Below are 19,207 nucleotides of genomic sequence, written 5' to 3'. Positions count from 1 at the left end.
AGTAAATTCAAACGGTTCCGAAGGTGCTAAAATACAAAATGGCGGAATGCTTGACTTGCTGAATTTATAACGTTTTAAATGGCCAGCCGCTGGCTGAAGCGGCGCGAATTCCGGGGTGGAGGAGGTTCCGCCTCGTTAACTTGCAAACGGGAGGAAAACGATGCGCAAGTTGATGACGACGACGGCCGTTGTGGCGCTGATGATGGCGGCCACCGCCGCGCGCGCAGCCGAAAATGTGGAAGTTCTGCACTGGTGGACATCCGGTGGCGAAGCCGCCGCACTCGACGTTCTGAAGAAGGACTTGGAAAGCAAGGGCATCACCTGGACCGACATGCCGGTTGCCGGCGGTGGCGGTACGGAAGCGATGACGGTTCTGCGCGCTCGCGTCACCGCGGGCAACGCTCCGACCGCCGTGCAGATGCTCGGCTTCGACATTCTCGACTGGGCCAAGGAAGGCGCACTCGGCAACCTCGACGAGACCGCTTCCAAGGAAGGCTGGGACAAGGTGATCCCGACCGCCCTGCAGCAATTCTCGAAGTATGACGGCCACTGGATCGCAGCGCCGGTCAACGTGCATTCGACCAACTGGGTCTGGATCAACAAGGCCGCCCTCGACAAGGCTGGCGGCAAGGAGCCGACCAACTGGGACGAACTGGTTGCCCTGCTCGACAACTTCAAGGCCCAGGGGATCACCCCGATCGCCCATGGCGGCCAGCCCTGGCAGGATGCGACGATCTTCGACGCCGTCGTGCTTTCGCTCGGCACCGACTTCTACAAGCAGGCTTTCATCGATCTCGACCCGTCAGCGCTCGGCGGCGACAAGATGAAGGAAGCCTTCGACCGCATGACGAAGCTGCGCTCCTATGTCGACGACAACTTCTCGGGCCGTGACTGGAACCTCGCTTCCGCCATGGTTATCGAGAACAAGGCCGGCCTGCAGTTCATGGGCGACTGGGCCAAGGGCGAATTCCTGAAGGCCAAGAAGGTGCCGGGCACCGATTTCGTCTGCATGCGCTTCCCGGGTACGCAAGGGTCCGTGACCTTCAACTCCGACCAGTTCGCGATGTTCAAGGTTGCCGACGACAAGGTTCCGGCCCAGCTCGCCATGGCTTCGGCGATCGAAAGCCCGACCTTCCAGTCGGCCTTCAACGTGGTCAAGGGCTCGGTCCCGGCGCGCACCGACGTTCCGGACACGGACTTCGACGCCTGCGGCAAGAAGGGCATCAAGGACCTGGCAGAAGCCAACACCAACGGCAAGCTCTTCGGCTCCATGGCCCATGGCCATGCCAACCCGGCTGCCGTCAAGAACGCGATCTACGACGTCGTGACGCGCGAGTTCAACGGCGAACTGACGTCCGAAGAGGCCGTCAAGGAACTGGTCTCGGCCGTCGAGGCCGCGAAGTAACGGGCTCGCTCCGGGGCGCACTCTAGGCGCCCCGGACACCCTATTCCGACATGCAGGCGCCGTCGAACCGCCGTGGCCAACAGGACGCGGGGAGGGGCGCTTTGATACCCAGAACCTCGCGCGGATGCCGATATCAGGGATTTCCCGACGGCCGCGCCAGAAGTGGTGAACGTTCATGGATAGCCGCAGTCGCCTGCAGGACCTGATACCGAAGCTGGTGCTTGCCCCGAGCTTCCTCATCGTCCTGATCTTTGTCTATGGCTTTATTGCCTATACCGGCTTTCTGTCGATGACGGACAGCAAGATGCTGCCGTCCTACAATTTCGTCGGGTTAAGCAATTATTCGAAGCTGTGGGCGCTGCCGCACTGGTGGCGGGCGGTGAGCAACCTGGCGATCTTCGCCGCGCTCTATATCACCATCTGCTCCGTGCTCGGCCTTGGGCTGGCAATCCTGCTCGACCAGAAGATCCGGGCCGAAGGTTTCCTGCGGCCGATCTACCTCTACCCGATGGCACTCTCGTTCATCGTGACCGGAACGGCCTGGAAGTGGTTCCTCGATCCCGGCATCGGCCTTGAGAACACCATGCACCTCTGGGGCTGGGAGAGCTTCTCGTTCAACTGGATCAAGGACCGCAACTACGCGATCTACTGCGTCGTCATTGCCGCGGTCTGGCAGTCGACCGGCTTCATCATGGCGATGTTCCTTGCGGGCCTTCGCGGCGTGGACAACGAGATCATCAAGGCAGCGCAGATCGACGGCGCCAAGACCTCGACGATCTATCGCCGGATCATCATTCCCCTGATGCGGCCGGTGTTTCTTTCCGCATTCGTGGTGCTCGCGCATCTGGCGATCAAGGCCTACGACCTGATCATCGCGCTCACCGGCGGCGGCCCCGGCCAGGCGACCGAACTGCCGGCGACCTTCATGTATTCCTACACCTTCACCCGCAACCAGATGGGCATCGGCGCGTCCTCGGCGATCATCATGCTGGTGATGATCTTCTCGATCATCGTTCCCTATCTCTATTCCGAAATCCGGGGAGCACGACGCTGATGAGCGCTCCGAGCCCAGACAACATCATTTCACACAACCGCCTCACCCGCGCGTTGATCTACACCGCGCTGATCCTCTTTGCGCTCTATTCGCTGTTGCCGCTCTACGTCATGCTGGTGAACTCGGTGAAGCCGCTCGACGAGATCCGCCAGGGCGGCATGCTCAACCTGCCGCAGACCTTTACGGTCGAGCCGTGGCTTCAGGCCTGGTCGACGGCGCAGATCGGCGTGCAGCCGACCGGCCTGAAACCCTTCTTCATCAACTCGATCCTGATGGTCGTGCCGGCCGTAGCAATCTCGACGATCATCGGCGCACTCAATGGCTACGTGCTGACGAAGTGGCGCTTTCCCGGTGCCAACATCTTCTTCGGCATGCTGCTGCTCTCGTGCTTCATCCCGTTCCAGATCGTGCTGATCCCGATGGCACGCATCCTCGGCATCCTTGGGATAGCCGGTTCGATCTGGGGCCTGATCTTCGTCCATGTGATCTACGGCATCGGCTTCACGACGCTCTATTTCCGCAACTACTACGAAGCGTTCCCGACCGAGCTGGTGCGCGCAGCGCAGATCGACGGCGCCAGCTTCTTCCAGATCTTTTGGCGCATCCTGTTGCCGTCCTCCGGTCCGATCATCGTCGTCTCGGTCATCTGGCAGTTCACCAACATCTGGAACGACTTCCTGTTCGGCGCGTCCTTCTCAGGCCCCTATTCGACGCCGATGACGGTCGCGCTGAACAACCTCGTTTCGTCCTCGACAGGCGTCAAGGAATACAACGTCCACTTCGCGGGCGCGATCCTCGCCGCCCTGCCAACGCTCATCGTCTACATCGTGTCCGGCCGCTACTTCGTTCGCGGGCTGATGTCGGGCGCCGTGAAAGGATAAGCTCATGTCTTTCTTGAAAATCAGCAACCTGCGCAAATCCTATGGCTCGCTCGAGATCCTGAAGGATATCAACCTGGAGATCGAAGAAGGCGGCTTCCTGGTGCTGGTCGGCCCCTCGGGCTGCGGCAAGTCCACACTTCTCAACACCATTGCCGGTCTGGAGCCGATCACATCGGGCGAGATCGCCATCAACGGTCGTTCGGTTGCCGATCTGCATCCCTCGAAGCGCGACATCGCCATGGTGTTCCAGTCCTACGCGCTCTACCCGAACATGACGGTTGCCGGAAACATCGCCTTCGGCATGGAAATCCGCGGCGTGCCGAAGGAGGAGCGCGAAAAGGCGATCAAGCAGGTCTCGGAAATGCTGCAGATCGGCCATCTGCTCGATCGCAAGCCGAGCCAGCTCTCGGGCGGCCAGCGCCAGCGCGTCGCCATGGGCCGGGCGCTGGTGCGCAACCCGCAGGTCTTCCTGTTCGACGAGCCGCTCTCCAACCTCGACGCAAAGCTGCGCGTCGACATGCGCACCGAAATCAAGCGGCTGCACAACCGCATGAAGACGACGATCGTCTACGTGACCCACGACCAGATCGAGGCGATGACGCTGGCGACCAAGATCGCGGTGCTGAAGGATGGCGTGCTGCAGCAGTTCGGGACGCCGGCCGAGATCTACAACAACCCGGCCAACATGTTCGTCGCCGACTTCATGGGCTCGCCGGCGATGAACCTGCTGACGGCGCGGATCGAAAAGAGCGGCTCCGACATTGCGGTCACGCTGACGCGTCCGAATGCCGAGCCGCTGAAGCTTGCGGTGCCTCAGGCCAACGGCGCACTGTCTGCCTATGCCGGCAAGGACGTCGTCTTCGGCATCCGTCCGGAAGCGCTGACCGATCCTGATGGCGCCGACCGCAATGCCAAGGTGGTCGCCGAGGGCGAGTGCCTGATCGAGGTGGTCGAGCCGGCCGGCTCCGATACCTTTGCGGTCACCCGTCTCGGCGGCAAGGAGATCGTTGCCCGGCTGAGAGCCGATGCCCGCATCGCGCCCGGGCAGACCTCGCGCCTTGCCTTCAATCTCGACAAGGCGGTGTTCTTCGATCCGCAGAGCCAGCAGCGGATCGCGTAACCAACGATGCAGCAGCAGCCGGAGATCGTCATTATCGGGTCGGGGATCGGCGGCTCCACGCTTGCGGCGGGGCTTGCCGGCTCCGGCGCCCGCATCGCCATCCTCGAGCGTGGCGACCGCCTGCCCGATACGCCGGAGGCGCGCAGCTACAGCTCGATCTTCGTCAAGGGCCACTTCCGCCCGAGGGAGATGTGGCGCGAACCCGACGGCACCGAGTTCAACCCCGGAAACTTCTACTTCGTCGGCGGCAATTCCAAGCTCTTCGGTGCGGTGCTCCTGCGCTACCGGGCCGAAGATTTCACCGAGATGCAGCATCTCGGCGGCGTTTCGCCGGCGTGGCCTTTCCCTTACGAGGAGCTGGAGCCCTGGTACGGCAAGGCCGAGCAGCTGTTTGAGGTGCGCGGCGAATTGGGCGACGACCCGACGGAGCCGTTCCACAGCTCGCCTTACACTTTCGGCCCGGTGCCGGACGAGCCGGCGATTGCGCGGGCCCGTGCAGAGCTGAAGGCGCAGGGGCTCAATCCGGCAACGCTGCCGCTCGGCGTCGACATCGACGCCTGGCTTGCCGGCGGGCGCACGCCCTGGGACGGGTTTCCGAACACCGGCAACGGCAAGATGGACGCTGAAACCGCATCGCTCGCTTCCGCACTGAAGGATCCCAATATCGAGCTGATCACCTCGGCGCATGTCGACACGCTGGAGGCGGGACCCGGCGGCCGGATCGAGGCGATCCACTACACCCACAGGGGCGAGAAGAAGAAGCTGTCGCCGAAGCTGGTGATCCTGTCGGCGGGCGCGATCAATTCGGCCGCCATCCTCTTGCGCTCCGGCGACGGCAAGGGGCTCGCCAACGCCTCCGACCAGGTCGGCCGCAACTTCATGAACCACAATTGCAGCGCCATGCTGGCAATCAACCCGTTCAAGCGCAACGACAGCATCTACCAGAAGACGCTGATGCTGAACGACTATTACCTCACCGGCGGCAGGGATGGCCTGCCGCTCGGCAACGTCCAGCTGCTCGGCAAGATCAACGGCGACATCCTCAAGGCCAATGCGCCCCTCTGGGCACCGCGGTTTGCCTTCGATTTCATGGCCGGCCATGCGGTCGACTGGTACATGATGACGGAGGACCTGCCGAACCCGGAAAGCCGCATCATGGTCGACGGCAACGGCATCATCATGCAGTGGCGACGCTCGAACATGGAGGCGCTGTCCGGGCTCGAAGCGAAGATGCGCGCGCATTTCAAGGCAGCCGGTTATCCGATCGTGCTGTCCCAGGCTTTCGACAAACGCACGCCGTCACACCAGTGCGGCACGGTGCGGATGGGCAAAGACCCGAAGCATGCGCCGCTCGACACCTACTGTCGCGCCTACGACCACCCGAACCTCTTCGTCGTCGACGCGAGCTTCCTGCCGACATCGGCTGCCGTCAATCCGGCGCTGACCGTTGCCGCTCAGGCGCTCAGGGTCGCCGACCATATCGCCACTAGGGAGTTTCGATCATGACGTCATCGACGCGCCCCGTCGCCATCGTCACCGGCGGCCGCCGCGGCATCGGTCTCGGCGTCGCCCGTGCGCTCGCCCGCGAGGGCTTCGATATTGCGCTCACCGGCCTCGGTGCGGCGGACGCGACGACCGCCCAGACGCTGTCGGAACTTTCCGGCGACCACGGCCGGGCGATCTACATCGAAGCGAACCTTGCCGATATCAGCGGCCATGCGGCGACTGTCGAGCGTGTTCGCGCCGAGCTCGGTCCGATCCGCTGCCTCGTCAACAATGCCGGCATCGCCTCGGTGATGCGGGGTGATTTCCTCGATCTGCTGCCGGAAAATTTCGACACGATCGTCGCCACCAACCTGCGGGGAACGGTGTTCTTCACCCAGGCCGTGCTCGTCTCGATGCTGACGGATCCGGCTGATGTAGCACCGCGGTCGATCATCAACATCACCTCGGTTTCGGCAACGATGACGTCGCCCGAGCGGCTCGACTATTGCATGACCAAGGCCGGCCTTGCCGCCTTCAGCCAGGGGCTGGCGCTCAGGCTTGCCAATACCGGCATCTCGGTTTTCGAGATCCGGCCGGGTATCATCCGCTCCGACATGACCGCCGGCGTCTCGGCGAAATACGATGGCTTGATTGACGGCGGGTTGGTGCCGATGCGGCGCTGGGGCGAGCCCGATGACATCGGCAATATCGCGGCCGGGCTTGCCGGCGGCAAATTCGCCTTTGCCACCGGCTCGGTCATCCAGGCGGATGGCGGGCTTTCGATCGGCCGTCTCTAGGAAACGCGCAGGATTTTTGAGGCTCGCAAGCGGGCAGGGTTTGAATTGAACACGTCGAAAATTTGGAACGTTCCAAATTGGTGACGGCGGAGGGAAGACAGGGAATGAGCTACGACTACATCATCACCGGCGCCGGCCCGGCCGGCTGCGTACTCGCCAATCGCCTCTCCGAGGATCCATCGGTCCGTGTCCTTTTGCTGGAGGCCGGTGGCGGCGACTGGAATCCGCTGTTTCATATGCCGGCCGGTTTTGCCAAGATGACCAAGGGCGTTGCCAGCTGGGGCTGGGAGACCGTGCCGCAGAAGCACATGAAGGGCAGGGTGCTACGCTATACCCAGGCCAAGGTCATCGGTGGTGGCTCGTCGATCAATGCCCAGCTCTATACCCGCGGCAACGCCGCCGACTACGACCTCTGGGCGTCCGAAGACGGCTGCACCGGCTGGGACTATCGCAGCGTGCTTCCCTATTTCAAGCGCTCAGAAGACAACCAGCGCTTTGCCGACGACTATCACGCCTATGGCGGCCCGCTCGGTGTCTCGATGCCTACGGCGGCGCTGCCGATCTGCGACGCCTATATCCGCGCCGGTCAGGAGCTCGGCATTCCCTACAATCATGATTTCAACGGTCGCCAGCAGGCGGGCGTCGGCTTCTATCAACTCACCCAGCGCAATCGCCGCCGCTCGAGCGCATCGCTTGCCTATCTTTCGCCGATTAAGGATCGCCGCAATCTGACGGTTCGCACCGGCGCGCGCGTGGCGCGGATCGTGCTTGAGGGTACACGTGCCGTCGGCGTCGAAGTCGTCACCGGCAAGGGCAGCGAGATCATCCGGGCGGAGCGTGAGGTGCTGGTAACTTCCGGCGCCATCGGTTCGCCCAAGCTCTTGTTGCAGTCCGGCATTGGGCCTGCCGATCACCTGAAATCGGTGGGTGTCGCGGTAAAACATGACCTACCGGGTGTCGGCGGCAACCTGCAGGATCACCTCGATCTCTTTGTCATTTCCGAATGCACCGGCGACCACACCTATGACGGCGTCGCAAAACTCCATCGTACGCTATGGGCCGGCCTGCAATATGTACTCTTCCGCTCGGGCCCGGTGGCGTCGTCGCTGTTTGAGACCGGTGGCTTCTGGTATGCCGATCCGAACGCCCGCTCGCCCGATATCCAGTTCCATCTCGGTCTCGGCTCGGGCATCGAGGCGGGCGTCGAAAAGCTGAAGAATGCCGGCGTGACGCTGAACTCCGCCTATCTGCATCCGCGCTCGCGCGGAACGGTGCGGCTTTCCTCCTCCGATCCGGCGGCAGCGCCGCTGATCGATCCCAACTACTGGGAGGATCCGCATGATCGCAGGATGTCCATCGAAGGCCTGAAGATCGCCCGCGAGATCATGCAGCAGGCGGCGCTCAAGCCCTTCGTGCTGGCGGAGCGCCTGCCGGGCAATTCGGTCGTCAGCGATGAGCAGTTCTTCGACTACGGCTGCGCCAACGCCAAGACCGACCATCACCCCGTCGGCACCTGCAAGATGGGCACGGACGCGATGGCGGTGGTCGGGCTCGATCTCAAGGTGCGTGGCCTTGAAGGCCTGCGCGTCTGCGACAGCTCGGTGATGCCGCGCGTTCCCTCTTGCAACACCAACGGGCCGACGATCATGATGGGGGAGAAGGGCGCCGACATCATCCGCGAGCGCCAGCCCCTGCCGCCGGCGATCTTCGCCCACGAACGCAACGACAGCCGCCCGCGCGCCCGCGCCGATATCCGTTGAGGTCCCCATGATCCGCCATTGTGTCTTCATTCGCTTCCGCCCCGAAATCTCCAGCGAGGAGAAGGCGGTGATCTTCGGGGAGATTGCCGCGCTGAAGGCCCGGCTACAGGGATTCCTTGCCGCCCATATCGGCGCCAATGTCAGCCCGGAAGTGGGCATGGACAAGGGCTTTGCCGAAGGCTTCATCGTCGACTTCACTGACGCGGCGGCGCGCGATGCCTATCTGGAAGACGAGGAGCACCGCAAGACCGGCGCCAAGATCGTTGCTGCGGCCGAGGGCGGTATTGCTGGCATCCTCGTCTACGATCTCGAAATCGCCGGCTGAGTGGCAGCGATGATCGCAGCGCGCCCCTTCCTGACAGAGCTCTTCGAGGCGGCCGTTCGAGCCGCCGATCCCTATGAGGCGATCAAGGCGCATCTGCCCGCCCCGCCGAAAGGGCGGACGGTGGTCGTCGGCGCGGGAAAGGCGGCAAGCCAGATGGCCGCCGCCTTCGAGAAGCTCTGGAAGCATCCCTTCTCCGGAACGGTCGTCGCCCGTCATGGACCGATCGAACAGTGTGAGACGATCACTGTGCTGCAGTCGGCTCATCCGGTGCCGGATGAGGCGGGGCTTGCTGCCTCGGATGCCTTGCTGAAGGCCGTGGCCGGTTTGACGGCGGACGATCTGGTCATCGCGCTGATTTCCGGTGGCGGCTCGGCCCTGCTCCCGGCGCCGCCTGAGGGTTTGACGCTCGCCGACGAGATCGCCGTCAACAAGGCGCTGCTTGCCTCCGGCGCGCCGATCTCGGCTATGAACGTCGTTCGCAAGCACGTGTCGCGGATAAAGGGCGGGCGGCTCGCTGCAGCCGCCTTTCCGGCGCGTGTCGTTAGTCTGGTCGTTTCGGACGTACCCGGCGACAACCCGGCCTTCGTCGCTTCGGGGCCGACCGTTCCGGATCGCAGCATGGCGGCCGAGGCGCTGGAGATCGTTGCCCGCTATCGCATGGAACTTCCCGACCAAGTGGTGACGCATCTGCGCTCGGAGGCCGCTGCAGCGCCCGATCCGGACAATCCGCGGTTTGCCGCGCATGAGTGTCACGTCGTTGCTTCGGCAAGCGTTTCGCTCGAAGCGGCGGCGGCCAAGGCGCGCGAACTCGGCATCGAGGCGCATATACTCTCGGACGCGATCGAGGGTGAAGCGCGCGATATCGGTCGCATGCATGCAGCGCTTGCCCGCGAAGTGGCGCTGAGAGACCGGCCGTTCGGCAAGCCGGTCGTACTGCTTTCCGGTGGTGAGACGACGGTGACGATTTCGGGCAAGGACCACGGCAAGGGCGGGCGCAACAGCGAGTTCCTGTTGTCGCTGGCGCTCGATATCGACGGCGTGTCGGGGATCGATGCGCTTGCCGCCGATACGGACGGCATCGACGGCTCCGAAGACAATGCCGGTGCCTTTGCAAATGGGCAGAGCATTGCCCGCATGCGGGCGGCTGGCATCGATCCACGTCTACATCTTACCCGGCACGACGCCTGGTCGGCCTTTGACGTGAGCGGCGATCTCTTCGTGCCCGGACCGACCGGAACCAACGTCAACGATTTCCGGGCGCTGTTGATTCGTTAGGACGCGCCTCGCGCGTAGAGACGTTAGCCGGATTCAGGTGTGCAATCGAAATGCAGACGCCGCCGCCGAGATCTTCGGCGGCGGCGTTGCCTTGTCGTGCGTCGCTTGGGCTTACTTGGCGCGCTTCAGCGCATCGCCGAGGATCGAGACGATCTCGCCAAAATGTTTCTCTTCGGCGATCAGCGGCGGCGAGAAGGCTATGATGTCGCCGGTGACGCGGATCAGCAGGCCCTTCTCGAAGCAATCGACGAAGACGTCGTAGGCGCGGGCGCCGATTGCGCCGTCGCGCGACTGCAACTCGATGCCGGCGATCAGGCCGATCGTGCGGATGTCGATGACATAAGGCAGGCCCTTCAGCGAGTGCATGGCGTCGTGCCAGGCGTCCTGCAGCTCGACGGCGCGGGTCATGAGGCCCTCGTCGCGGTAGATGTCGAGCGTGGCGATACCGGCAGCGCAGGCGGCCGGATGGCCGGAATAGGTGTAGCCGTGGAAGAGCTCGATCGCGTTTTCGGGCCCATGCATCAGCGCGTCATGCACCTTGCGGCTGGCAAAGACCGCGCCCATCGGGATCGCACCGTTGGTGAGACCCTTGGCCGCCGTCACCATATCCGGGGTTACACCGAAGAAGTCGGTGGCAAAGGCGGCGCCGAGGCGGCCGAAGCCGGTGATGACTTCGTCGAAGATCAACAGGATGCCGTGCTTGTCGCAGATGGCGCGCAGACGCTCAAGATATCCCTTCGGCGGGATCAGCACGCCGGTTGAGCCGGCGACCGGCTCGACGATGCAGGCGGCGATGGTTTCGGCGCCATGCAGCGCCACCAGCCGCTCGAGATCGTCGGCAAGCTCGGCGCCGTGTTCCGGCTGGCCCTTGACGAAGGCGTTCTTCGCGGGGTCATGCGTGTGGCGCAGGTGGTCGGAGCCAGGAAGCTGCGGGAAGACGCGGCGGTTGTTGAGGATGCCACCGACCGAAATGCCGCCGAAGCCGACACCGTGATAGCCGCGTTCTCGGCCGATCAGGCGCGTGCGGGTGCCCTGGCCGATCGCGCGCTGATAGGCGATCGCCATCTTCAGGGCCGTGTCGACCGATTCAGAACCCGAACCGGTGAAGAAGACGCGGTCGAGCTTCTGGCCTTCCGGACCCGGCGCGATTTCGGCGAGGCGCTCGGCAAAATCGAAGGCAATCGGATGGCCCATCTGGAACGACGGGGCGAAATCCATGGTCGACAGCTGGCGCTCGACGGCCGAGGCGATCTGACGGCGGCCATGGCCGGCGTTCACACACCAGAGTCCGGCGGTACCGTCGAGGATCGTGCGGCCATCGGCGCTGGTGTAGTGCATCCCTTCGGCGGACGCGAGCAGGCGGGGAGCCTGCTTGAACTGCCGGTTGGCGGTAAACGGCATCCAATAGCTGTCGAGAACGGGGGCGTTGGGTTTGGTGTGCTGGTTCATGGCATCCTCCTGAGTTCGGCGATTGACGCCATGATTTGATTTGCCAAACAAGTCCTTTTCTGCTTTCAGTTAAGTCATTGGAATTTACTGTACCGTTGTAGTATGTTTGCGCTATTTCGAACAACCTGAACACCAAGGGCTCGGATCATATGACCGTCGATATCGGAAGCCGGCTTCGTCATCTCCGCCTGATGCATAATCTGTCGCAGCGCGAACTGGCCAAGCGCGCCGGCGTCACCAATTCGACGATCTCGCTGATCGAGTCGAACGCCTCCAATCCTTCCGTCGGTGCGCTGAAGCGTATTCTCGACGGCATTCCAATCGGGCTTGCGGAATTCTTCTCCTTCGAGCCGGAACGACCGCGCAAGGCGTTCTATGCGGCGGAGGAACTGGTCGAGATCGGCAAGGGGCCGATTTCCTATCGCCAGATCGGCGAAAACCTCTTCGGCCGCAGCCTGCAGATCCTGAAAGAGGTCTATCAGCCGGGCGCCGATACCGGGAAAGTGCCGCTGGTGCATGACGGCGAGGAAGGGGGCATCGTATTGTCGGGCCGCATCGAGGTCACCGTCGACGATGAGCGGCGGATCCTGGGACCGGGGGATGCCTATTATTTTGAAAGCCGGCGGCCGCATCGTTTCCGCTGCGTCGGGCCGGTGCCTTGCGAAGTGATCAGCGCCTGTACGCCGCCGACGTTCTAGGAGCGGACGGCGCCGAGGCGCCGTCCGGAGTTCGTCAAGAAAGCCGAGCGCAGGCGTCGGCGATGCGTTTGAGCGCTTCCTTCAGTTCCGCTTCCGAGGTCGCATAGGAAATGCGGAAGAACGGCGAGAGACCGAAGGCCGAGCCCGGAACAACGGCGACGTGGGCGTCGTCGAGGAGGTAGGCGCAGAAGTCCGTATCCGTTGCGATTGCCTTGCCCGAGGGCGTGACCTTGCCGAGCATGCCGGCGCAGCCGGAGAAGGTGTAGAAGGCACCTTCCGGGACGCGGCAATCGAGGCCGTCGATGGCATTGAGGCCGGTAACGACGAGATCGCGGCGGCGCTGGAAGCTGGCGGTCCGTTCCTTCAGGAACTCCTGCGGACCAGTCAGCGCGGCAACCGAAGCGGCCTGGCTGACGGAGGAGGGGCAGGAGGTCGCCTGGCTCTGGACAACAGCCATCGCCTTGATCAGGTCGCGCGGACCGCCGGCATAGCCGATGCGCCAGCCGGTCATGGCATAGGCCTTGGAAACGCCGTTGACCGTGAGCGTGCGGTCCTTGAGGCGGGGCTCGAGCTGGGCCGGGGTGACGAAGCGGAAGCCGTCATAGACGATGTGCTCGTACATGTCGTCGACCAGCAGCCACACATGCGGATGCTTGAGGAGCACGTCGAGCAGCGGCCGGTAGTCGCTCGCGCTGTAGGCGGCACCCGACGGGTTCGAAGGCGAGTTCAAAAGCACCCAGCGCGTCTTCGGCGTGATTGCGGCCTCGAGCTTGTCGGCGGTCAGCCGGAAGCCGGAGGAGGCGTCGCAGGGGATCAGAACCGGCTTGCCTTCGCAGATCTGGACGATATCCGAATAGGAGGTCCAGTAGGGCGTCGGGATGACAACCTCGTCGCCCGGATTGATCGACGCCATCATGGCGTTGAACAGGATCTGCTTGGCGCCGGTCGAAACCGTGATCTCGTCCTGCTCGTAGGCAAGGCCGTTTTCACGCTGGAACTTTTCGCGGATCGCCTTCTTCAGTTCCGGCGTGCCGTCGAGGGCGGTGTACTTGGTGTCTCCGCGCTTGATCGCCTCGCAGGCGGCGTCCTTGACGAAGTCGGGTGTGTCGAAATCCGGCTCGCCCGCACCGAGGATGATGACCGGCTTGCCTTCGCGCTTCATGGCCTGCGCGCGGGCGCCGATCTTGAGGATTTCGGACACTCCGATCGAGGAGATCCGCGAGGCGGGCTCAAAGCCCGCCTCCTTGACCGTTGCGTTGATGGTCATGGTCTCTACCTACCTGGGTGCGCCGATTATTCGATGTCGAACGACACGCCCTGCGCCAGCGGCAGAGCCTTCGAATAGTTCACCGTGTTCGTGGCGCGACGCATGTAGGCCTTCCACGAGTCCGAACCGGATTCGCGGCCGCCGCCGGTTTCCTTCTCACCGCCGAAGGCGCCACCGATTTCGGCGCCCGAGGTGCCGATGTTGACGTTGGCGATACCGCAATCCGAGCCATCGACGGCGAGGAAGCGCTCGGATTCCTGCATGTCGCGGGTGAAGATCGAGGACGACAGGCCGGCTGCGACTGCATTGTGATCGGCAACGACGGCGTCGAAGTCGCTGTACTTCATGACGTAGAGGATCGGCGCGAAGGTTTCTTCGAGAACCGGTCCGGCCTGCTTGGGCATTTCGACGAGAGCGGGCTTGGCGTAGTAGCCGTTGTCATAACCGAGCTCGACGCGCTCGCCGCCAGTGACGGTGCCGCCATGCGACTTGGCTTCGGCGATTGCCTTCTGCATGCCGTCGAAGGCAGCCTTGTCGACGAGCGGGCCGACGAGGGCGGTGGTTTCGAGCGGGTTACCGACAGAGACCGAACCGTAGGCCTTCTTCAGGCGCGGAACGAGCTGGTCGTAGACGCTTTCATGCACGAACAGGCGGCGCATGGTGGTGCAACGCTGGCCGGCGGTGCCCATGGCGCCGAAGGCGATGGCGCGCAGCGCCATGTCGAGATCGGCCGACGGGCAGACGATGCCGGCATTGTTGCCGCCGAGCTCGAGGATGGCGCGGGCGAAGCGCTTGGCGAGGCGCGGACCGACGTCGCGGCCCATGCGCGTCGAGCCGGTGGCCGATACGAGCGGAACCTTGGGGTTGTCGACGAGAACTTCACCGACGGTGCGGTCACCGATCAGGACCTGCGACAGGCCTGCCGGCGCATCGCCAAAGCGGGCGAGCGCGCGCTCGAAGATCGCCTGCGAGGCAAGCGCCGTGAGCGGGGTCTTTTCAGACGGCTTCCAGACGACGGAGTTGCCGCAGACGAGCGCCAGTGCGGTGTTCCACGACCAGACGGCGACCGGGAAGTTGAAGGCGGAAATGACGCCGACGACGCCGAGCGGGTGCCAGGTTTCCATCATGCGGTGGCCGGGACGCTCGGTGGCGATCGTCAGACCGTAGAGCTGGCGGGAAAGGCCGACTGCGAAATCGCAGATGTCGATCATTTCCTGGACTTCGCCGAGGCCTTCGGAGGTGATCTTGCCGGCTTCGATCGAAACCAGGCGGCCGAGGTCGGCCTTGAAGGCGCGCAGTTCTTCGCCGAGCAGGCGGATCAGTTCGCCGCGCTTCGGGGCGGGAACCAGGCGCCAGGCCTTGAAGGCTTCATGCGCCTGGTCGATCTTGGCGGCGGCTTCAGCGGCCGAAACCGTCTTGAGGGCCGCGATCTTCTCGCCGGTGACCGGGCTATAGGAAGGCATGTCGCCGCCGGTGTAGAGTTCCTTGGCGACGCCCATCTTTTCGAGAAGCGCGGCGGCTTCCTTGGTCACGTCGACTTTCTTGGTTGCGATGTTCATGGTCTGACTCCCGTTTTATTGGTTTAGATCATTCGTTGGAGCGAAATGTCGGCGGAAGACCGCACACACTTTCCTCATTCCGCTCTGGCCTATCCGAAACGCACACTGCCGAGCTTTCCTGGCGAGGTCAGCGTCTTCAGGCCCGCGGCCATGTCCTTGAGTTTGTCTGGTGTATAAAAGTCGTAATAGGCCTGATTGCGGCGGCCGATCGCATGTTCCGCGCTGAAGCTGCCGTGATATTCCTCGACGGCGACGGCGAAAACCCATTCGCGTAGCCGGGGTTCGAAAGTCTCGTCCTTGAGAAGGTCGCTGTTCTTCGGCACGACGAGGTTGAAGTGCACGCCACCGTCGCCGATATGGCCGAAATCGCAGACGGTCACGTCGGGGAATTTCGAGGGCATTTCGGCCTTCATATGGTCGCAGAAGGCCATGATGTCACCCCGGCGGAAGGAGACATCGAAGGCGATCAGCTTGCCCAGGTGCTTGACGCCCTCAGACAGCGCGTGGCGTAGGGCCCAGATTTCGTGCGGCGGACCGACGAAGGCGTCGGCGAGCGGTGCCTCGTCCATCTCCCAGATTTCGGCCAGCGCCGTTTCCAGCACGGCGTCGAGCGACTGTTCGCCTTCGCGCGGTGCCCAGGTGCGGCTGATCTCGGCGAGGATGACGTAGTCAGGGACTTGGCCAGCCTGGAACGGGTTTTTCAGCGACGGCACGTGGGCAAAGGCTGCCTTGACGGCATTGCTCGACATGCCCTCGAAGGCCGAAAGGTAGGCGCCGAGGCGTTCTTCCATGGCGCGCAGCAGCGGCATCACATGGGCGCCGCTCGCCGGAACCAGCAGTGCCGTTGCCGTCTGCTGCGGCAGGCGCTCGAGGTTGAGCACGCATTCGGTGACGATGCCGAAGGCGCCCGAGGTGCCGACGAAGATCTGCTTCCAGTCAACGCCGGTGTTGTTCTTGCGCAAGTCGCATTGCAGGTCGAGCACGGTGCCGTCCGCGTCGGCCAGCACCACCTTGAGGCCGAGCGTGTTTCGGCGCACGTCGCCGTATTTCAGGAAGCGTGAGCCGCCGGTATTGGTGGCGATCATGCCGCCGATGCGCGGGTCGGCGCCGAGATCGATCGGGAAGAACAGGCCGTGCTCTTCCAGCCGCCGGTTGAGATCGGACAGCCGGAAGCCGGCATCGAGCCGAACCGAGCGGTTGTCGAGGTCGAGTTCGAAGCGTTTTGCCAGCCGGTCGAGGCTGAGGATGGCTTCGTCGCCCGACTGATCCGGCGTCGAGCCGGAGACGAGGCCGGTGTTGCCGGACTGCGGGATCAGCGCGATGCCGTTGGTGACGCAATAGGCGACAGCGGCGGAAACCTCTTCGGTCGTCGCCGGCCGCAGCACGAGCGGCGTCCGGCCGCGATCATAGCGCGCGCCGGTCTCGTAGGCTTCCAGGTCTTCCGGACGCGTGACGACACCCTTGTCTCCAAGGATGTCGGTGAGCGCGTCGATGTGCAGTTGGTCGATCATCAGGGAAGCATCATTCCGCAGCGATGGCGCCGGTCAAGGCCTGAATGCAGCTTTCGATCGAAGCCTGCTCGATACCGGCATAGTGATCGAACTCGTTGAGCACGGTCGCACCGAGATCGGCCTCGAAGCGCTTCTGGTTCGGGCTGGCGACGAAATCCTGCTGCGCCCCGTCGCCGAGGTTCGACTGGAAGATGCCAGCGGCGCTGACCGGCAGGAAGTCTTCATAGACGATCGCGTCGAACTGGACGAGGCCAGCGGCGATCAACGCTTCGATGTCGTGCTTGCTGGAGACGCCGGCCTTGCGGCCTTTTTCCGTCAGCGAATAGCTGAAGTAGCCGAGCCCGGCTTCGCGGATGCCTGCCCAGGTGTCCGGGAAAGGCTCGAAAGCCCCGGCAAGTGCCGCTTCGTATTCGCGCGCGTTGGAACCGTCGGCCGCCGGGCGGACGATCTTGCGCGAGGCGTCGAGCAGTTCGTCGTAAAGCGCGCGGCCCTTGGGTGTCAGCGCGATGCCGCGCTGTTCGATCTCGCCGAAGCGGGCGGTGTGCGAGCCTTCCTTCCAGGTGCCGTCGGCATCCTTGAAGGAAACCGGCTCTTCGAGCGCCTTGAACGAGGTCTGGCGCAACAGGATCGGGCACTTGCGGGTCGGCGGGCCCTCGACGACGGCCTTCGGGGCAATCGCGTATTCCGGCATCAGCGCCTGCACCTTGTCGATGTCGAGCGTGCGCGGCGTCAGGTGGTTGATGTGGGGGCCCTTGAAGGAGACGACGTCGGCGATCAGGCGATGGGCGTCATGCAGGCGCTTGTACATGTCGGGGCTGACATTGGCCTTGTCGTGCCAACGAAATGTTTCGAGCACTTCCGAGACGAAGCGCTCTGCATCCACCTTGTCGAGACCGCCGTCGCGCTCGGCCTTTTCCGTGAGTTCGACGGCGCCGGCGGTGAAGATCTGGCGCGCGGCCAGAATAACTTCGGCTTCGGCACGCAGCGTTTCGTCGGCGATGAGGTCGAGACGGAGCAGCGAGGTGAAGACGCGGAACGGATTACGCTTCAACGCGGCGTCGCCGACCGGGCGGAAGGCGGTCGAATGCACGGGAACGCCAGCGGTCGAGAGATCGTAGTAGCCGACCGGGTACATGCCCATGACGGCGAAGACGCGGCGCATCATAGCGAGTTCGGCGGGGGTGCCGAGCCGAATCGCGCCGTGGCGCTCCTCGGAGATGCGGTCGAGCGAGTCCGTCGCGTCGAGGCGCTCCTTCAGCTTGGGGTCGGCGGCGAGCGTATCGTCGTTGACCTTGGCGACCAGCTCCATCAGCGTGCCGTAGGCCGGCACCTCTTCGCGGTACATGACCGACATGGCTGCGGAAAAGGCCGAGCGGATGTCGTCGGCGGATACGAAACTATTCTCTTTCACTGGGGCTCGCCTCGCGCTATGGGTGAAGGACAAGGTCATTCTCATTTCGGATCATATCCGATCGAACTGGCCATTGATCGCGTTGCTTCTGACTATGTTGATGCGAGGGCGGAATGAAGTTGAGCCGAAGACTGGTTCCCGACGTGACGACGCTGCAGGCGTTCGAATGCGCCGCGCGACACGGCAGCTTCACGCAGGCCGCAGCCGAACTGAACCTCACGCAGAGCGCCGTCAGTCGCCAGATTAAGGATCTCGAAAACCAGCTCGGGGTGCTCCTGTTCGAGCGTGTGCGCCAGCGTGTGATCCTGTCGGATGCCGGGCAGAAGTTTCTGCCGGAGGTGCGCCGCCTGCTCAACCAGACCGAGGAACTGATGGTACGGGCGATGGCGTCTGCCCGGGCGGATTCAACGCTCTCGATCGCGTCATTGCCGACTTTCGGCAGCCGCTGGCTGGTGCCACGTCTCCCCGATTTCCTCAAGCGCCATCCGGACACGGTGATCAACATCGCCTCGCGCTCTGCGCCGTTCGATTTCGAGGAGCAGAATTTCGATCTGGCTATCCATTACGGGCAGCCGGTCTGGGCGCGCGCCACCTGCAGCTATCTCTGCAGTGAGATCATCGTGCCCGCCGCAAGTCCCGCCATGCTGGCAACCCATCCGGTTGCCTCCCCTGAAGATATCGTCACGGGGCCGATGCTCCATCTCGCCACAAGGCCAAAACTCTGGGCGCAATGGTTCGAGGCCAACGACATGGACGGGCGCGGCGCTTATCGCGGCAACCGTTTCGATCAGTTTTCCATGGTGATCGAGGCGGCGACCGCCGGGCTCGGCTTTGCTCTTTTGCCACGCTACCTGATCGAGCAGGAAATTGCCGCCGGCACGCTGCAGATCGTGCTCGACCGGCCGATGCAGACGGAAAACAGCTATTACCTCGCCGTGCCCGAGGGCAAGCTCGAAAACCCGATCAGCCTGGCGTTTCGCGAGTGGATCACCGAGCAGGTGGGCTGACCTGCGGTGCTTTTGTCGAAAATTCGTGGGAACCTTCCTCGCCCCATCACGTTTCGCCTCGTCTGCCACCCGCGATGAAGCTTGAAAGAGGGCATTTGAAAGAGTTGTATCGAAGTGTCACTGGGGGCGCGCACAGCGGCCGGTTCCGGCTTGATTCGGCTGTGCGCAAAACGTCCGATCTTGTATGAGCAATCCTTGCAAGC

16 protein-coding genes are annotated in these 19,207 nt (G+C 63.5%); 11 read left to right on the top strand and 5 right to left on the bottom strand.

The features are described 5' to 3' along the window. The first annotated feature begins 172 nt into the window (after positions 1-172). The 9 genes from AC3WVQ_RS18005 to AC3WVQ_RS17965 all read left to right on the top strand — a co-directional run bounded on the left by AC3WVQ_RS18005 (position 173) and on the right by AC3WVQ_RS17965 (position 10,102). On the top strand, positions 173-1,405 hold the full coding sequence (locus AC3WVQ_RS18005; RefSeq protein WP_371589769.1) for an ABC transporter substrate-binding protein: 1,233 nt from the start codon (positions 173-175) through the stop codon (positions 1,403-1,405). A gap of 175 nt (positions 1,406-1,580) precedes the next feature. Continuing rightward, a complete protein-coding gene (locus tag AC3WVQ_RS18000) occupies positions 1,581-2,459 on the top strand; it encodes a carbohydrate ABC transporter permease (protein WP_090295203.1) in 879 nt (292 codons plus the stop codon). After that, positions 2,459-3,340 (top strand): carbohydrate ABC transporter permease, encoded by an 882-nt coding sequence (locus tag AC3WVQ_RS17995; protein ID WP_034803016.1) that lies wholly within the window; start codon positions 2,459-2,461, stop codon positions 3,338-3,340. Before AC3WVQ_RS18000 ends, AC3WVQ_RS17995 begins: the two co-directional genes overlap by 1 nt. A 4-nt stretch (positions 3,341-3,344) precedes the next feature. Beyond that, complete coding sequence (locus AC3WVQ_RS17990; RefSeq protein ID WP_034803014.1) at positions 3,345-4,460, top strand: ABC transporter ATP-binding protein; 1,116 nt, start codon at positions 3,345-3,347, stop codon at positions 4,458-4,460. Positions 4,461-4,466: 6 nt separating this feature from the next. Further along, positions 4,467-5,966 (top strand): FAD-dependent oxidoreductase, encoded by a 1,500-nt coding sequence (locus AC3WVQ_RS17985; RefSeq protein WP_090295204.1) that lies wholly within the window; start codon positions 4,467-4,469, stop codon positions 5,964-5,966. Continuing rightward, positions 5,963-6,742, top strand: coding sequence for a 3-ketoacyl-ACP reductase (locus AC3WVQ_RS17980; protein ID WP_034803008.1), 780 nt, complete (start codon positions 5,963-5,965; stop codon positions 6,740-6,742). The genes AC3WVQ_RS17985 and AC3WVQ_RS17980 overlap by 4 nt, the downstream gene beginning before the upstream one ends. Before the next feature lie 104 nt (positions 6,743-6,846). After that, positions 6,847-8,502 (top strand): GMC family oxidoreductase, encoded by a 1,656-nt coding sequence (locus tag AC3WVQ_RS17975; RefSeq protein WP_034803005.1) that lies wholly within the window; start codon positions 6,847-6,849, stop codon positions 8,500-8,502. 7 nt (positions 8,503-8,509) lie between these two features. Continuing rightward, complete coding sequence (locus AC3WVQ_RS17970) at positions 8,510-8,827, top strand: Dabb family protein (protein ID WP_090295206.1); 318 nt, start codon at positions 8,510-8,512, stop codon at positions 8,825-8,827. Positions 8,828-8,836: 9 nt separating this feature from the next. Next, complete coding sequence (locus AC3WVQ_RS17965; protein WP_090295442.1) at positions 8,837-10,102, top strand: glycerate kinase type-2 family protein; 1,266 nt, start codon at positions 8,837-8,839, stop codon at positions 10,100-10,102. A gap of 111 nt (positions 10,103-10,213) precedes the next feature. Here AC3WVQ_RS17965 and aptA read toward each other — a convergent pair whose 3' ends face one another. Continuing rightward, positions 10,214-11,551 carry an omega-aminotransferase AptA gene (gene aptA / locus AC3WVQ_RS17960; protein ID WP_090295207.1) on the bottom strand — a complete coding sequence of 446 codons (1,338 nt, stop codon included), beginning with the start codon at positions 11,549-11,551 and terminating at the stop codon, positions 10,214-10,216. A gap of 149 nt (positions 11,552-11,700) precedes the next feature. Here aptA and AC3WVQ_RS17955 point away from each other — a divergent pair, with 149 nt between their 5' ends. Next, positions 11,701-12,249, top strand: coding sequence for a cupin domain-containing protein (locus AC3WVQ_RS17955; RefSeq protein WP_034802993.1), 549 nt, complete (start codon positions 11,701-11,703; stop codon positions 12,247-12,249). 34 nt (positions 12,250-12,283) lie between these two features. On the opposite strand, the gene AC3WVQ_RS17950 is transcribed toward AC3WVQ_RS17955, so the two are convergent. The 4 genes from AC3WVQ_RS17950 to hglS all read right to left on the bottom strand — a co-directional run bounded on the left by AC3WVQ_RS17950 (position 12,284) and on the right by hglS (position 17,997). After that, the gene (locus AC3WVQ_RS17950; RefSeq protein ID WP_034802990.1) at positions 12,284-13,516 is read right to left on the bottom strand and encodes a pyridoxal phosphate-dependent aminotransferase; all 1,233 of its coding nucleotides are present in this window, start codon (positions 13,514-13,516) and stop codon (positions 12,284-12,286) included. 26 nt (positions 13,517-13,542) lie between these two features. Beyond that, the gene (amaB, locus tag AC3WVQ_RS17945; RefSeq protein WP_090295209.1) at positions 13,543-15,075 is read right to left on the bottom strand and encodes an L-piperidine-6-carboxylate dehydrogenase; all 1,533 of its coding nucleotides are present in this window, start codon (positions 15,073-15,075) and stop codon (positions 13,543-13,545) included. A gap of 89 nt (positions 15,076-15,164) precedes the next feature. Continuing rightward, positions 15,165-16,586, bottom strand: a complete 1,422-nt coding sequence (locus tag AC3WVQ_RS17940; protein WP_110818889.1) for an FAD-binding oxidoreductase — start codon at positions 16,584-16,586, stop codon at positions 15,165-15,167. 10 nt (positions 16,587-16,596) lie between these two features. Then, positions 16,597-17,997 carry a 2-oxoadipate dioxygenase/decarboxylase HglS gene (gene hglS, locus AC3WVQ_RS17935; protein WP_034802982.1) on the bottom strand — a complete coding sequence of 467 codons (1,401 nt, stop codon included), beginning with the start codon at positions 17,995-17,997 and terminating at the stop codon, positions 16,597-16,599. A 113-nt stretch (positions 17,998-18,110) separates the two neighbouring features. Here hglS and AC3WVQ_RS17930 point away from each other — a divergent pair, with 113 nt between their 5' ends. Next, the gene (locus AC3WVQ_RS17930) at positions 18,111-19,004 is read left to right on the top strand and encodes a LysR family transcriptional regulator (protein WP_034802979.1); all 894 of its coding nucleotides are present in this window, start codon (positions 18,111-18,113) and stop codon (positions 19,002-19,004) included. The last annotated feature ends 203 nt before the right edge of the window (positions 19,005-19,207 follow it).

The organism is Ensifer sp. EB106-05-01-XG146 (assembly GCF_058791875.1).
The sequence above is the reverse complement of the archived record's forward strand: the minus strand, read 5'-3'. Positions and strand labels throughout refer to the sequence as shown.